This is a genomic window from Croceivirga lutea (assembly GCF_014235875.1).
GTDB lineage: Bacteria > Bacteroidota > Bacteroidia > Flavobacteriales > Flavobacteriaceae > Croceivirga > Croceivirga lutea.
Genome location: NZ_JACJUK010000001.1, coordinates 751,773 through 766,404 on the forward strand (window position 1 = coordinate 751,773; position 14,632 = coordinate 766,404).

Annotated in this window: 14 protein-coding genes; 7 read left to right on the plus strand and 7 right to left on the minus strand. The window is 39.6% G+C overall.

All coding sequences use genetic code 11. The annotated features are described in order from the left end of the window. Nucleotides 1-4: 4 nt before the first annotated feature. The 3 genes from H5V42_RS03535 to H5V42_RS03545 form a co-directional block, all read right to left on the minus strand. Nucleotides 5-1,219 carry a TolC family protein gene (locus H5V42_RS03535; protein WP_185781737.1) on the minus strand — a complete coding sequence of 405 codons (1,215 nt, stop codon included), beginning with the start codon at nt 1,217-1,219 and terminating at the stop codon, nt 5-7. Continuing rightward, on the minus strand, nt 1,216-4,995 hold the full coding sequence (locus H5V42_RS03540; protein ID WP_185781738.1) for an efflux RND transporter permease subunit: 3,780 nt from the start codon (nt 4,993-4,995) through the stop codon (nt 1,216-1,218). The genes H5V42_RS03535 and H5V42_RS03540 overlap by 4 nt, the downstream gene beginning before the upstream one ends. A 103-nt stretch (nt 4,996-5,098) precedes the next feature. Then, the gene (locus tag H5V42_RS03545) at nt 5,099-5,521 is read right to left on the minus strand and encodes an HYC_CC_PP family protein (protein ID WP_185781739.1); all 423 of its coding nucleotides are present in this window, start codon (nt 5,519-5,521) and stop codon (nt 5,099-5,101) included. Nucleotides 5,522-6,794: 1,273 nt separating this feature from the next. Between H5V42_RS03545 and H5V42_RS03550 the strand changes: the two genes are divergently transcribed. The 4 genes from H5V42_RS03550 to H5V42_RS03560 all read left to right on the plus strand — a co-directional run bounded on the left by H5V42_RS03550 (nt 6,795) and on the right by H5V42_RS03560 (nt 8,936). Then, nucleotides 6,795-7,082: a helix-turn-helix domain-containing protein gene (locus H5V42_RS03550; protein ID WP_185781740.1), complete on the plus strand. Its 288-nt coding sequence runs from the start codon at nt 6,795-6,797 to the stop codon at nt 7,080-7,082. A 219-nt stretch (nt 7,083-7,301) separates the two neighbouring features. Then, complete coding sequence (gene mbpA / locus H5V42_RS15330; RefSeq protein ID WP_313792119.1) at nt 7,302-7,598, plus strand: mobilization protein MbpA; 297 nt, start codon at nt 7,302-7,304, stop codon at nt 7,596-7,598. Nucleotides 7,599-7,603: 5 nt separating this feature from the next. Beyond that, entirely contained in the window at nt 7,604-8,476 is an 873-nt protein-coding gene (locus tag H5V42_RS03555) for a relaxase/mobilization nuclease domain-containing protein (RefSeq protein WP_313792120.1), read from the plus strand. 4 nt (nt 8,477-8,480) lie between these two features. Beyond that, a complete protein-coding gene (locus H5V42_RS03560) occupies nt 8,481-8,936 on the plus strand; it encodes a DUF6730 family protein (protein ID WP_185781742.1) in 456 nt (151 codons plus the stop codon). Nucleotides 8,937-9,082: 146 nt separating this feature from the next. Here the strand turns inward: H5V42_RS03560 and H5V42_RS03565 are convergent, their stop codons facing one another. The 3 genes from H5V42_RS03565 to H5V42_RS03575 form a co-directional block, all read right to left on the minus strand. Further along, nucleotides 9,083-10,132, minus strand: coding sequence for a helix-turn-helix domain-containing protein (locus tag H5V42_RS03565; RefSeq protein WP_185781743.1), 1,050 nt, complete (start codon nt 10,130-10,132; stop codon nt 9,083-9,085). A gap of 35 nt (nt 10,133-10,167) precedes the next feature. Then, a complete protein-coding gene (locus H5V42_RS03570; RefSeq protein ID WP_185781744.1) occupies nt 10,168-10,779 on the minus strand; it encodes a hypothetical protein in 612 nt (203 codons plus the stop codon). A 135-nt stretch (nt 10,780-10,914) separates the two neighbouring features. Beyond that, on the minus strand, nt 10,915-11,064 hold the full coding sequence (locus H5V42_RS03575) for a hypothetical protein (RefSeq protein ID WP_185781745.1): 150 nt from the start codon (nt 11,062-11,064) through the stop codon (nt 10,915-10,917). Between the two features lie 84 nt (nt 11,065-11,148). Between H5V42_RS03575 and H5V42_RS15190 the strand changes: the two genes are divergently transcribed. The 3 genes from H5V42_RS15190 to H5V42_RS03590 all read left to right on the plus strand — a co-directional run bounded on the left by H5V42_RS15190 (nt 11,149) and on the right by H5V42_RS03590 (nt 12,878). Next, nucleotides 11,149-11,445 (plus strand): type II toxin-antitoxin system HigB family toxin, encoded by a 297-nt coding sequence (locus H5V42_RS15190; protein WP_185781746.1) that lies wholly within the window; start codon nt 11,149-11,151, stop codon nt 11,443-11,445. A gap of 4 nt (nt 11,446-11,449) precedes the next feature. After that, nucleotides 11,450-11,812 carry a helix-turn-helix domain-containing protein gene (locus H5V42_RS03585; RefSeq protein WP_185781747.1) on the plus strand — a complete coding sequence of 121 codons (363 nt, stop codon included), beginning with the start codon at nt 11,450-11,452 and terminating at the stop codon, nt 11,810-11,812. Between the two features lie 322 nt (nt 11,813-12,134). Continuing rightward, complete coding sequence (locus H5V42_RS03590) at nt 12,135-12,878, plus strand: tyrosine-protein phosphatase (protein WP_185781748.1); 744 nt, start codon at nt 12,135-12,137, stop codon at nt 12,876-12,878. Here H5V42_RS03590 and H5V42_RS03595 read toward each other — a convergent pair. After that, nucleotides 12,875-14,632 (minus strand): HYR domain-containing protein (locus H5V42_RS03595; RefSeq protein ID WP_185781749.1); only part of this gene is annotated, 1,758 nt, incomplete at its 5' end. The genes H5V42_RS03590 and H5V42_RS03595 overlap by 4 nt on opposite strands.

Here is a 14,632-nt window from a genome sequence, read left to right on the forward strand (position 1 = left end):
TGTTTTACTGAATTAAATAGTTAATTACCGTGCTTTGTACATAGTACGTCTTTACAGATTCTATTTGGTTCAACTGATACTTTAATTGCAACTCTTGAATATCCAATACATCATTAAAATCAATCGTTCCTGTTTCATAGCTTTTGATTAAAATGTCTTCTGCATCTTTGGCCTGTTTTAGGTTTTTTGATTGGGTATCGTAGGCTATGCGGGCTTCATTTCGCTGTGCTATCGCTTTGGCAAAAGCGGACTCCAATACATTCAAACGTTCTTGTTTTTGAAATGTAATTTCCTCCTTACGAAGTTCGTTCTGCTTGGTTTTTGAAGTATACCGCTTATTGAAAATTGGAATGGAAAGCGAGACCATTGGCATTACAATGTCTTTGCCATTGTCGTTAAAGCTCATATCGGGTCGCTCTTGGACGGGAACGTAGTCCAACCCAAACCCCAACATTGGTGCTCCCTCTTTTTGGTTGAGCAATTCCGCCTGGGTCACCGATTCGTACATTTTATCAAAACGAAGAAGTTCAGGATTCAACTCAAGACTGTCCATAGTGACAGGGTCCCTATCAGGGATGTCCATAGCTACGGTCAAATCAACTGTGAGATCCGTATCTCGATTCAATAGATTATTGAAGTTGACCTGCTCTCCTTTAAATTGCTCCCTGAGCATTTGCTTTTGTTGCTCCAATTCATTCTGACGAATTTGCAGTCGCAACACATCCACGGCACTTGCTTTGCCCACTTCCACCGAAGTCAAGGCCAAGGTCTCATAGGTGTGGAGCAGTTCAATGTTAGTATCCAAGACCCCTTGTTTGGCCCATAAGCTATAGAGTTCGTAGTACGATTGGGCCACGGCAAGTGCCAATTTTCGCTTTGCAACGACATAGTCCACGTAATCTGTTTCGGCCATTGCAGAGGCGTACTTTTGACGTGTAGCAACTGTCCCGAACCAAGGCAGCATTTGTTTGGCGGAAAAACGGGCAACCTGCGCCCCCGTCCTGGTTTCCGGTTCACTGACAAAATACCCCGCCCCGAATTCGGTATTGGGTAGCCAGTTGGCCTCGTTTTCCTTTTCCCTAGCAATCGTATATCGCAGTTCGTAGGCTTGAATTTTCGGATTATTGGCCTGTGCCTCCTCAATGTATGACTGCAATCCTTGTGCATTTCCCATAGCGGAAACCAACGAAAGACCGATAATAATTTTCAGCTTGTTCATTTGCTTACCTTTTTAAGTTGAACTTCCTTCCGCCATCCAAATAGCACTGGAACAACAAAGAGCGTAATCAAGGCAATGAGCATTCCCCCAAAAGATGGAATGGCCATCGGTATCATAATATCACTTCCCCTCCCCGTGGATGTTAGGATTGGTAACAAGGCCAGTATAGTGGTCGCCGTGGTCATCAAACAAGGTCGAATACGCTTTTCACCGGCCTCAACCACGGAATCGCGGACCCCTTTTAGATCCATCGGTTTATTTCTATCGAAAGTCTGTGTCAGATAGGTGGCCATTACCACCCCATCATCAGTGGCTATGCCAAAGAGGGCGATAAAGCCTACCCAGACGGCAACACTTAAATTGATGACATCCATCTGAAAAAGGTCCCGCCAATTCTCGCCAAATAGATTGAAATTGAAGAACCAATCCTGTCCATATAGCCAAATCATAATAAATCCACCTGCAAAAGCGACAGCAATCCCGGTAAATACCATCAACGAAGTGGCCACACTCCTAAACTGGAAATACAGAATCAGAAAGATGATTGCCAGTGCCAAGGGCACCACTACACCCAGGGTCTTTTCAGCCCGTAGCTGATTTTCATAAGTACCCGTGAAAGCATAGTTTATCCCTTTGGGGACTAGGAGCTCGCCACTATCAATCTTGGCCTGAATCGCAGCTTGTGCATTTTCAACCACATCTACTTCCGCGTAACCGTCCAGCTTATCGAACAAGACATAGCCCACAAGAAATGTATCCTCACTTTTGATGACCTGTGGACCCTGCTCGTAACGTATGGTAACCAGTTCATCCAGCGGTACCGGACTCCCTTTGGAAACGGGCACATAGATATTTTTTAAATCATCTGGATTGGCACGTAACTCCCTTGGATAACGAACCCTGACCGCGTAACGTTCCCTACCTTCAACGGTTTGGGTCAAAGGCATTCCTCCCACCGCAATCGACAAAACACTTTGCACGTCTTCAATGGTAATGCCGTAACGTGCCAATTGTTCCCTATCTATATCAATAAGCAGATATGGTTTTCCTACAATACGATCGGCAAAAACAGCCTGTTCCTTAACACCTTCAGCTGTTTTTAATATCCCTTCCAATTGTAGGCCAAAAGCTTCTATTTCTCTTAAGTCCTGTCCCTTTACCTTGATGCCCATGGGTGCGCGCATTCCAGTCTGAAGCATGATAAGTCGGGTTTCTATCGGTTGCAGCTTAGGTGCGGAGGTAACCCCGGGCAACTTGGTCACCCTTACGATTTCATTCCAAATATCATCGGGTGATTCAATTTCAGGCCTCCAATTGCGAAAGTATTCCCCATCCTCATCTGCAATCAATTGACTTCGTTCAATCTGATAGGGATCCGTTACTTTGGTTTCGGAATAAGTAGCGTTCTCGGCAAACGCTAGGTTCGGATTGGCTGCCAACTTCCCGTTCTTCAGTTCAAACAGACCGTCTTTGTTTACCTTAAAGCGCTGTGGTTCGCCCTCCCCGTTCAATTCATATTCCGAACGATATTGGATAACGTTCTCATACATGGATAGCGGCGCAGGGTCAAGGGCAGATTCGGTTCGTCCAGCCTTACCCACCACAGTTTTGATTTCTGGGATACTGGCTACGGCCATATCCAACTGCTGCAAGACCCGTTTGTTTTCAGCTACACCAGAATGTGGCAATGATGTGGGCATTAATAAAAAAGAGCCCTCATTTAGGGAAGGCATAAATTCCTTTCCCGTATTGTTCATTATGAGAACTCCACAAACCACAATCACAGTGGGGATGGAAAGAAATAAAAGCTTGTTCCCCAATGCCCAACGGAGTATTCGGGTGTAATACATTCTAAATACCCAAAAAGTGCCCAAAAGAGTGAAACTAATTATTCCCACAAAAAGCAGGTTCATCGAGACACTTCTATCAAATCCCAAAGGTCGCCAGTAAGTGGCCAAAAGGAAGATGATAGCTGTTGCTGAAATAATAATGTTTAGACGTGTCGCCTGTTTTTCAGAAAGCGAAAATCCATTGAACAGACGAGAAGCCAGTTCTTTGTTCTTTAGGGATGTTATGGTTCCAAAGGCTATTAACACCAAGCCTAGCCAATAACCATAGAAAACAGCCGCTACTCCTGTAATAATCAATACTGCACTAGAAACATACCCCACGATACTTTTGCTTCTTCTTTTTTTGAAGAAAATAGCGGCAAAAGGTGGTATCAAGAAAAGGGCAACGATTATGGATGCAGTCAACGCCATGGTCTTGGTAAATGCCAATGGGCGAAATAATTTCCCTTCGGCACCCACCATCGTAAACACGGGGATAAAACTGATGATAGTGGTGAGTACGGCTGTCAGAATGGCTCCTGAAACTTCGGCAGTGGCATTGTAGACCACGTCATTGGTGTGTAACCGTTCATTTTCTGGTTTAGTATCGTTCTCCTCCAGATGACGAATGATATTTTCTGAAAGTATGACCCCAACATCGACCATGGTACCTATGGCAATGGCAATACCTGAAAGGGCAACAATATTGGCATCGACCCCAAATAATTTCATGGAAATAAAAACCATTAGCACGGCAACGGGTAACAAACCTGAAATCAAAATGGAAGCTCGTAAATTGAATACCATGACAATAATGACCAATACGGTAATCAGAATTTCAAGGGTAAGTGCCTCATTGAGGGTTCCCAAGGTCTCTTGTATAAGTTCGGTTCGGTCGTAAAAAGGAACAATAGTTACCTGAGAGGTTCTTCCATCTGACAACTGTTTTGAAGGGAGGCCCGAAGAAAGCTCCGCAATCTGGTCTTTGACATTATTGATGACCTCCATGGGATTTGCACCGTATCGGGCTACCACCACACCACCGACCACTTCGGCACCTTCTTTGTCCAATAGGCCACGACGGGTCGCTGGACCCAAACTCACTTTGGCAACGTCCTTTATACGGATGGAAGTATAGTTCTCCGCATCGACAACCGCATTCTCAATATCCCCAATCGATTTTACATAGCCCAAGCCACGGACCAAATACTCCGCTTGGTTCATTTCCAGGGTTTGTGCCCCAATATCTTGGTTGGATTGCTTTACTGCTTTTACGATATGGTGAAGGCCAATATTGTATTGGCGCATCAGCTCAGGATTGACATCAATTTGGTATTCCTGAACATATCCGCCGATAGAGGCCACCTCAGAGACCCCACTTGCTGATGACAGCGCATACTTCACATAGTAGTCTTGAATGCTCCGCAGTTCGTGTAAGTCCCAACCTCCGGTGACGTTTCCGTCTTCATCGCGACCTTCAAGGGTATACCAAAATATTTGTCCAAGACCCGTGGCATCAGGACCCAATGAAGGATTCACCCCATTGGGCAACAGTCCAGCGGGAAGGGAATTCAGTTTTTCGAGAATCCTGCTTCGTGACCAGTAGAATTCCACATCTTCCTCAAAGATGATATAGATACTGGAAAAACCGAACATCGAGGAACTTCTAATGGTTTTTACACCCGGTATTCCCAATAATGATGTGGTAAGCGGATAGGTAATCTGATCTTCAATATCCTGAGGGGAGCGGCCATCCCATTTGGTAAAGACGATTTGTTGGTTCTCACCAATATCGGGTATCGCATCCACGGCAATGGGATTGCTCGGTAAAACACCCGTGTCCCATTTAAAGGGGGCATGTACAATACCCCAGCCTACAAAGAGGGCCAGTAGCAAGATTGCCACCAATTTGTTTTCTATTAAGAATTTGATTGCTTTGTTCAGCATATAATTCGAGTATTAGATAATTACAAGTACTTCTCAGAAATAGCGCATAGCACGTTCGGCCCAATGCGGTCAACCGCTGGGCACATTTGTAGTTATCTAAAAATCAAATTAAAAAGGTCTGGTGCAGTAACTGCACATCCCGTATCAGGGGAGGAGGAGAATAGTCTTTAAAGGGGATTATGATATCATCGTATCCTTCAAAAAGGTTAATATAGGAGTAAACGAAAGAGGCAACGAAAAGTTGCTGGTCAATGGTGAGTTGGTCGAATGAAACCTTTAAGTCGTCCTGACCTTCCAAAACGATTTGAACATCGGTACAACAATCCATCTTCATCTCCATTACCGCACATTCTGTTGATGATTTGGACATCTCGGCCTTCATCATACAGGTATCTGCGCTATCGGAAAAACTGAAATCAACTAAGTGGTCACCACAATAGTGCATATCTACACTAAAAGACATAGTGGAGAACAGCACTAAAAGTGCCATTAAAAAAGATGATATACGGTGAAGAAGTTCCTTCATCTAAATGTAAAACTACAAAATTTAAAGATTCGTATATGAGCTTTAAGGAATGTTTAAGTAATTCATTTAGTAAAATGAAAAATAGAATGGGGTGTTTTATGAAAAGAATATTAGGGCATTGCATTCTTTATATATGTGACCAATAAATTAGCCCAAGCCCTGCGGAAGTCGGGCAAACCTTTCACTCCACTCCTCCCCTTTCGGACACGCTTCGCCGGTCCGCTAGGAAAGTCTTTCCGTTGCGGTTTTCCCGACCCCCTCGCGACCACGCAAAAGCACAAGCGGCGAAAGGCCGCTTGACCTTTCTTCTCCCTACCCACAATTGGAATAAGTATCAGACTGTCCCCATAACCCGGAAATCTCTCAATACATCTACAATTCGTGCCTTAACCCTTGTAAAGTAGTAATTTAGAAACATGGAAATCCTTGTTAAATATCTATTGCCGGCCAGTTTCGCATATGTCTATGTACGGTTGTTGATTCCCTATATCGGATTCTTTACTCGATTCATGTTCAACGAACGTGTTGGATGGGACAAGTACATTGAGAAACCCCGATTGGTATTTTATGGACTTGGTCTGGCATTGATGCATGGAAGTTATCCGACTTTTTTGGAGCAAATAGAGATCTTGCCCTAACTTTTCTATGCACTCAATTGGTTCGTTTTTATTTGCGGCATTGCCCTTACTCAATTGACCTGGACTAAAAAATTTAAAAATGTTTTTATTCCCAAAATTCAAGAAAAGCTTAAGCGCAAGAAAAACTTCAATGTCTCGATTACCGACGAACAATTGAAAATCCTTTATAATGGATTGTCGCGTTATGATCTGATTATCGGCGAAAGAACAAAAAGAAATGATTTCATAAAGGTCTTTACGGCTGACTGGGGCTCCCATGATTCCAAGATATATTTCAAGCTTGATGCACCCAATTGTAGGGAATTCTATGAATTGTTCAAAATCAATTTCCCTAACAATTCACTGACATTGATTGATTTCTTCGAGCGGTCCGATACCATAAGGAGAGAAGACGGTAGCCCTTACACCTATTCCACCGTGAAGGATGCCAAATCGAGAACCCCAATTTCCAAGCGCAGTGATGACTTGAAGAATATCTTTTCCACTCTCTAGTTTCGTTTGTTTGCATTTTGTGCCAGAAAGTATGCATTGCTTGCAATGCACACATTTCCTTTTCTTTCCCTTTATAGATTAGTTCAAGAATTCTACCAAAAAGTACAAAAGGTGCCCATTGTTAAACTAGAAAATTACAGATAATGGATTATTTCAAAATTGAAGAACGGCTTGACCGTATAGAACGGTTATTGACCAATAGCAAGGACGTGTTAACTTTTGAGGAGGCTTGCGAATACATGGGAGTATCAAGAAGCTTTTTATACAAGCTTACCTCCAGAAGACAAATTCCACATTCAAAACCCAATGGTAAAATGATATACTTTGAAAAGAAGAAAATCAATATTTGGTTGTTGCAGAACAGGAGAAAATCAAAAGCCGAGATTGAAACGGAAGCACTCAAACATAGCCTTAGAAATAAGAAAAATTAATTATGGATAGGGAGAAAAAAGAGCGAAATGAAGTGAAGCGAAAAAATCCGTCTGAGTAAGAATTCAAGATGTGTCATTGTCATGACAAATCTTGCTTTTGCTCCCTTCGGTCGCAAAAGGGTAGGAACTGTTAATCGAGTTTTCGAGGTGCGATTTAAAATGAGGTCTTTGATGTGATTATTTAAAAAATGACTTGTTCAGATTAAAGAAATACTGAAAGTGAAAAAGGAGTTCGTACAATTCAGATGTTCTGTTTATGAGAAGAAACTGCTCAGGGTCAAGGCCAAAAAGAGCGGACTTTCCATAAGCGAATATTGTCGGCGAGCTGCCTTTAACGATCGGATAGTGGAACGTCTTTCGGAAGAACAAATCGAGATATATAAAATGCTTTCCAAGTATCAGAACAATTTTAAGCTTATCGGGAACATGTTCCGAAAAAGAAACCCCAAGCTTTCGGATGAAGTGGTCAGGTTGGCAAACGAGATACGACAACATCTTTTGAATTTCAGAAAATGATAGGAATGGGAAAATCCATATCGCACACATCGGCTTCAATGGCCTATGGTCTTCGGAAAGAAAAGAAACCGGAGATTATCCATAGCCAATATGTGGCCGGGGATACCCCAAGACAAATTGCACAGGAGTTCAAGACCATCCAACAGCAGAATCACAAATGCCAGAAAAATACTTTGAGCTTTGTATTGAGTCCGACCATTGAAGATGGAAAGAAACTTGATAACAAGAAACTTAAAGAAATCACGGAACGCTTTCTAAAGGAAATGAAGCTCCGGGAAAACCAGGCCGTTGCATTTGTGCATCGAAATAGAGAACACGCTCATATCCATTTATATGTAAACCGCATCAATTTTCAAGGCCAAGCCTACAAAGACAGTTTTATCGGAAAACGAAGCCAACAGGTGGCCGAAAGGGTTGCCAAGCAAATGGGCCTAACAACGGTTCGTGAAGTACAACAACAAAAGCTGGACAAGACCAAGGAGGTCAGGATGATACTCAAACGTATCCACGATAGAGTTATCGATGAGGTGCGGCCTAAAAATTTTGACCACTATATCAAGACCATGGAGGCTTATCCTGTTAAGGTCATTCCCAGTATCAACAAACAGAACCGGTTACAGGGATTCCGGTTTGAGTTTGCAGGACAGAACCTAAAGGGAAGCGAAGTACACCGCTCCATGTCAATGGGAAGGATTGCAGAACAAATGGGATTTGATAAGAACACCATTCAACGGGCCAAGACAGAAAATGTGATGAAGCTTTTAGGTAAAACGGTAAATGTTACACCAAATCTTGCGGCCAAAATTGCAACCAAAGTTTTAAAACAAGTTATTAAAAGAACCATCGATAAAGGAATGGGTATCGGAATAGAAATCTAGAAGAATGGCAAAATTGGACGAAATAGCGGAATTGTTGACCGAGGAAATCAGAGGTTTTGAAAACTCGGTCGGTCGGTTGGAAAAATTACAAGGTGAACTAAAAACCTTTCGAATAGAACCGGACACCTCGGGCATTGATTTTATCCTGAAACGGTACAACGACCATCAGAAAAAGGCTATTGAGGAACAGCATAAATTAATGGCTAATGTGGTATACTATATCAAGAATTCCATGACTTTTCCGAAATGGGCAATTAAGTTGTTCTGGGGGCTACTGGTCTGTATCTTCTTGATTCTGGGCTTCTCTATTTACAAAGTTTCTCGAATTTCCGATATCAAGCAAGAAGCTTATGGAAAGGGAGAGGAAAAAGCTGTTGCCCATTTTAGGGCATTCTTCGAGGCTAGCCCGGAGGCCAGTGATCTTTACGAAAAGTGGCGAAAACCCCAAACCAAAAAGTAGGGTGCCCCCTATCCGGTTTTTGCTTCACGCTTATCTGCCGGAACACTACAAAAACCGGACAGGATCCACGCGCAAAGTTTTTGGGTAAGATTTGGGGCAAAATTCCGACAACATACCAAGAACTTTATGAATCAAAAGTGGCTTATTCATTTTATGATCCTAAAAGTATTAGGTTCTAAAAATTCTTGAACAATATCTATTGGCAAACTAAAAGCAGTTGCCAATTCCTCTTTAGAGTAGCCCAAAGATTTTTTATGAATATTATATGCCTCTGCAAATAAGTTTGGCTCATCTATAAACACACTTAACTTATCGTCACTTCTACCTCCTCGACTTAGTTCTATATTGAAATAAACATATCGGTCATTAGTAATAAAACCCAATTCTTTTGCACTTCTAACAATTGATGACATTGAAGTAAGCCAATACCTTTTGAGTTCTGCTAAATCACCAATACGCAAATTTCTTATCATTGGACCGATATATTTTTCAGGCATAAGAAATTCTGAGGTAAATTCTTCAACCTCTTGTTCTCGTATCTTTTCGGTTCTATGCGAAGGTATTGCAAAATAGCAATGCATTAATATATGCCCATATTCATGAGCCAATGTCCTTCGCTTTCGGTCATTACTAAAACCTTTGTTAATTATTATAATGGGAGTTCCCCCGTCCGTGATAAATGAGACACCGTCAAATTTAGGATGAGCGTTTATCTCGACCACCACAATACCTTTCGATTCTAATAAAGAAAAGATATTTAAAACAGGAACACCATTGTTGAGACCTAGCACTTTTCTGGCGTGTTGAGCAATACTTTTAGGAGTATGACCTTCTTGAATATCTAAAGGGACGTGCTTAAATTCAGGCCACTCCAAAGAATCTGACATTTGATCTATCAAATACCCTATCAAACGGTTTCCAAGTTCAATAGATGTTTTGTCTCGCTTGGTTAAAGTTGCTCGTTTTCTATAATGTGTGTTTTCTGAAAAATTAGAAATATTCTTAAATAGCCAATCTTTTGGAAAGCCTAAATACTCTATTACCTTGACGACCATATCTTCCGACAAGACATCAAAGCCTTTCTCATGCTTTGATAAGTTAGGTTGCGAAAGTCCTGATATTTTAGAAGCTAGGTCAGATTGAGAATAACCTCTGTACTCACGAGCAAAGGTTATTTGTTTATGGTTAAAGCGCATCAATAATTAAATTGTCATATAGTTGGGAGTAAGTTTTAAGAGGTTTTTTTGTCTTTTTTTAAACCGTCTTTTAGTACTGGAACAGCTTTTTCTGCTTTTTGAGTGATTAGACTAGGTGTAACAGTAACTTCTTCATTTTCATCGGTAAGTGTCCATTGAATTTTGTTTTCGTCAATGTATACCAATTTTGGGTCAAATATACGACCAGTTTTATCTTTTCTGTATCCAAAAAATAAAATTGGGTCTACGGAAATACTTTCATTGTCAAATAGCGACGTTTGCATTTGGTTTGAAATTGCCAACGTGTGTGAAGTCTTAATATTCATCGGCATATTTTTATTATTCAGTTTTTTGAATAGAACGGTATATCCTTTTAGATTCAAAAGAAATCTTTTATATTTTCCAAACTTCCAATTACTAGGAAAATGCTCTTGAATAGATTGAATCATTTTAGAATTAAGTAACGAAGCTTCAAAAGCTCTAGCTCTTGATTGTGGAGGCGTTTTTACTATTTCCTCTTCAAACATTTTAACAGCTCCTGAAAAGGCCATGAATAGCTTGGATAAATACTCTGAAAGGTCGTACTCAACACCTTCTTTGGTTGCCAACTTTCTTTTTACACGGGGTCTTTGTGGATTCTGGGTCATATTCTAATTATATACATTCATAAAGCAAATATATAATAATTAATTTTTATTGTATATAATTTTTTAAAATAATTGTATTTTATTTTGAATACTTAGTACTATTCTTCTAGTTACTTTAAGGCACTATTGTCCATTTTAAGACACTATTGTCCATTTTAATGCAGCCAATTGAGTTGATATTTTCAAAATAGAAGTTAAAACGCTTTCTTCATCGGGCAACTCACCATAAACCAAAAACTTAAAATCATTCTGATAGGTGTCTCTAAGTCTATCAAACAACTTCATTTCGATTTACATATAATGAAATAATTTTACATTATATGTAATTTTTATCATATCTTTACGTTCTAAATAAATACCAATCATCTAGTGCATGTAATTTCATTCAAGAAATTAAGAGAGTATTTTTCGAAAGAAACCAATGCTAAAGTGGCCTTACAAGATTGGTATAAAAAAGCAAATAAAGCTGAATGGAATAGTTTTGCCGATTTAAAGAACACTTTCAATTCAGCTGACAGCGTTGGAAATGGTAGATTCGTTTTTAACGTCAAGGGAAACCATTACCGAATTATTGCCATAGTACGATTTAAGTTCAAGAAAGTATTGATACGATGGGTGGGCAATCACCGGGATTACGACAAAATAAAGAATATAGATAAGTTATAAGATTATGGGAAAATTAATAACACACGCAGCATATGTAAAAGCGAATCTTCGCTTAGAAGAGTTGATAGATGTCGTGGATGATAATACCCCAACTGATGACCCATTAGCAAAAGAGTTTCTTGAGATTACCGATATTATTGAGCAGTATGAAGAAATCCATTTCCCTATCGGTTTACCTACCTTACAGGAAATGATTGAGCTACGTATGTTCGAGATGGGTCTGAAACGTAAAGATTTAGCTGCATTATTGGATACAAGTGCTTCAAGAATCAGCGATTACTTGAACGGAAAAAGAGAAATAACCTTAAATGTTGCCAAAGCTTTACATCAAAAATTGAACATAGACAGCGATATAATTTTACAATAATATTTGAACTATGGCCGAAAAGAAAGACTCAAACTCAAACGAAGAGAAGCTTCAAAAGCTTAGAGAAGAAATCGAAAAAGGGTGGAACAGTGGTAAAAGTAATAGAACTGTCCAAGATATTATTGATTCAAAAAGGCGTTCTCTAAATACCAATAAATAATTTCTGGAAAACAAAATCCTATCAAAAGAAACCAAAGGTTTTCACCTATTTTCCACCCCGAAGGCCCCTCTAATGTTTACGGGAAAAAGAAAATACTGTATCGGGAAATAAACAACATAAACTGTTTCCAATTCATATATTCGCATATCCAAATTTTGAACTATGCTTCAATTCTTCACCAAAAAGGAATTTTTGGTTGACCACTTAGATGGTTTTATTGACATTCATAATCACATTTTACCAGGAATAGATGATGGTGCCAAAAACGTAAAAGAATCTATTGCAATAATTAAGGCTTTTGGAGAATTTGGTGTTACAGATTTTGTTTGTACTCCTCATATAATGCACAACTATTATGAGAATACTAAAAAAACAATTTCTAAGGCTTTCAAAGAATTAGAAGAAGAGTTAGCTGATACTGAGCTATCTATAGCCATCAATTATGCTGCTGAGCATATGATTGATGATAATTTTGAACATTTGTTTGAGAAAAATGAAGCTTTACAACTTGGAGAGCAGCATATCTTGGTTGAAATGTCTTATTTACAACCTTCAATTAATTTTGACTCTTCGATTGGCAAAATTTTAGACAAACAAGTTTTCCCGGTATTAGCTCATCCTGAACGCTATGGTTATTTACATAACGATTTTTCAAAATATATAGAATACAAAAATAGAGGAATCAAATTTCAACTAAACATGCTTTCTATTTTAGGATACTATGGTAAAGGAATTCAAAAATGTGCGCAAACATTACTAAATGAAAATATGTTTGATTACATATCTTCTGATGCGCATAATCTAAGACACGTAAGTAGTTTAAAAGAAGGAAAGGTTTCATCAAAACTTATACAGCAGATAAAACCTCTCCTATTAAATACTATTCAAGATTTTAAGAAAATTTAGTTTTTTTTAATTATAAATTGTTTCGTTTCTTGATATCCATCAGAATTTAGATTAATCATATAAATACCATCTTGATAATCGGTTACATCAATTCTAATCGGATTAGATTGATTCTGAGTATATTGTATTTCAGTAATACGTCGTCCGGTGTAATCAAAAATTGTCAAACTACCACTACTTATCGAAGCATTCAAAGCAACTTCTATAAACTCACTTGCAGGGTTTGGTGAAACCGTTATTAGATTAATAAAATCTGTTTGAAGATTAGAATTCAAATTGGTATTTGGTTGTTCCATACGTTGAGGAACTATGGTATTACTTAAATTGATAACAGTTAAGTTATCATAATAGCTTGTGCCCCCATTACCATAATCAATGTAATTACTATACATCCAAATATCTATACTGCTTAATCCGGATGGTACGCTTATCGTGGTCTCATACCTGCTCCAACTACTTCCAAAATTTGATGAACCTAAGGCACTATTGGGCGTGTTGTTTTGTACAATTTCTACTCGGGCATTACCCGTGCCATCATTACCATCTATGCCTATGAACAACTCATCTCCAGCACTTATGCCATGGTCGGCTAATACTATAGGTAAACGATAACGTGACCATGGTTGACCGGTGTCTGTATTGGTTACCACTACTCCACAATAACTACCATTGGTCTCTTCATTAGTACCTGATACCTCATCCATGCCTGCTACTAATTGGCCCTCTGGTAATACTATAATTGGGTCATCATTTTCTAAATAATCTGGACAACTTAACGGTACATCACTTACCGTTACTGTTACTGTAGCTGTACAACTACTAGTGTTACCTGAGGCATCTGTCACAGTTAATTCTACTGCGTTGGCTCCCTCATCTATTGCGCTAAAACTTAACTTACTTGCTGATAAACTTACCGAACCACAGGCATCTGTTGAACCGCCATCAATATCTGAAGCCGTGATACTTACACTACCCTCTGGGAATACCTCTAAACTTATATCAGTACAAACTGCTGTTGGTACATCACTATCATTTACCGTAACCGTTACGCTACAACTATTGCTATTACCAGATGCATCTGTTGCGGTATAAGTAACCACAGTGCTACCTACGGGAAAAATACCATCTGTTGGTAAACCACTACTGCTTATACTTAATCCTGAACCACAGTTATCACTAAAACTCGGTTCAGCTACTGCTACTACTGCTGTACATTCTCCTGGTAATACTGATACCACTATATCTTCAACACAGCTGATTACTGGTGCTATAGTGTCTACTACAGTAACTACAGAACTACAACTTGTTACACTACCATCGGTGGCTGTTAAAGTCACATTTACCGTATTGGCTCCTAGTGAACTACAATCGAACTCCGATACATCTAAAACTATACTACTGTAATCTGAGGCATCTAATCCGTCTGCCAATACTGCTGTTGGCGATAGCCCTACAGTACCATCTTCACCCAAACTTAAGGTAACGTCTTTACAACTACTCGGTGGAACTGCACTTAAATTGCGAACAACCAAATTATCGTAGTACGCTGTTCCGCCTGAACCACTTGACAAATAGTTACTGTACATCCAAATATCTATACTGCTTAATCCGGATGGTACGCTTATCGTGGTCTCATACCTGCTCCAACTACTTCCAAAATTTGATGAACCTAAGGCACTATTGGGCGTGTTGTTTTGTACAATTTCTACTCGGGCATTACCCGTGCCATCATTACCATCTATGCCTATGAACAA

What these genes read in the sequence shown, in the direction of transcription:
- H5V42_RS03535 (WP_185781737.1), bottom strand. Translation starts at nt 1,219, where the DNA reads ATGAACAAGCTGAAAATTATTATCGGTCTTTCGTTGGTTTCCGCTATG.
- H5V42_RS03540 (WP_185781738.1), bottom strand. Translation starts at nt 4,995, where the DNA reads ATGCTGAACAAAGCAATCAAATTCTTAATAGAAAACAAATTGGTGGCA.
- H5V42_RS03545 (WP_185781739.1), bottom strand. Translation starts at nt 5,521, where the DNA reads ATGAAGGAACTTCTTCACCGTATATCATCTTTTTTAATGGCACTTTTA.
- H5V42_RS03550 (WP_185781740.1), top strand. Translation starts at nt 6,795, where the DNA reads ATGGATTATTTCAAAATTGAAGAACGGCTTGACCGTATAGAACGGTTA.
- H5V42_RS03555 (WP_313792120.1), top strand. Translation starts at nt 7,604, where the DNA reads ATGGGAAAATCCATATCGCACACATCGGCTTCAATGGCCTATGGTCTT.
- H5V42_RS03560 (WP_185781742.1), top strand. Translation starts at nt 8,481, where the DNA reads ATGGCAAAATTGGACGAAATAGCGGAATTGTTGACCGAGGAAATCAGA.
- H5V42_RS03565 (WP_185781743.1), bottom strand. Translation starts at nt 10,132, where the DNA reads ATGCGCTTTAACCATAAACAAATAACCTTTGCTCGTGAGTACAGAGGT.
- H5V42_RS03570 (WP_185781744.1), bottom strand. Translation starts at nt 10,779, where the DNA reads ATGACCCAGAATCCACAAAGACCCCGTGTAAAAAGAAAGTTGGCAACC.
- H5V42_RS03575 (WP_185781745.1), bottom strand. Translation starts at nt 11,064, where the DNA reads ATGAAGTTGTTTGATAGACTTAGAGACACCTATCAGAATGATTTTAAG.
- H5V42_RS03585 (WP_185781747.1), top strand. Translation starts at nt 11,450, where the DNA reads ATGGGAAAATTAATAACACACGCAGCATATGTAAAAGCGAATCTTCGC.
- H5V42_RS03590 (WP_185781748.1), top strand. Translation starts at nt 12,135, where the DNA reads ATGCTTCAATTCTTCACCAAAAAGGAATTTTTGGTTGACCACTTAGAT.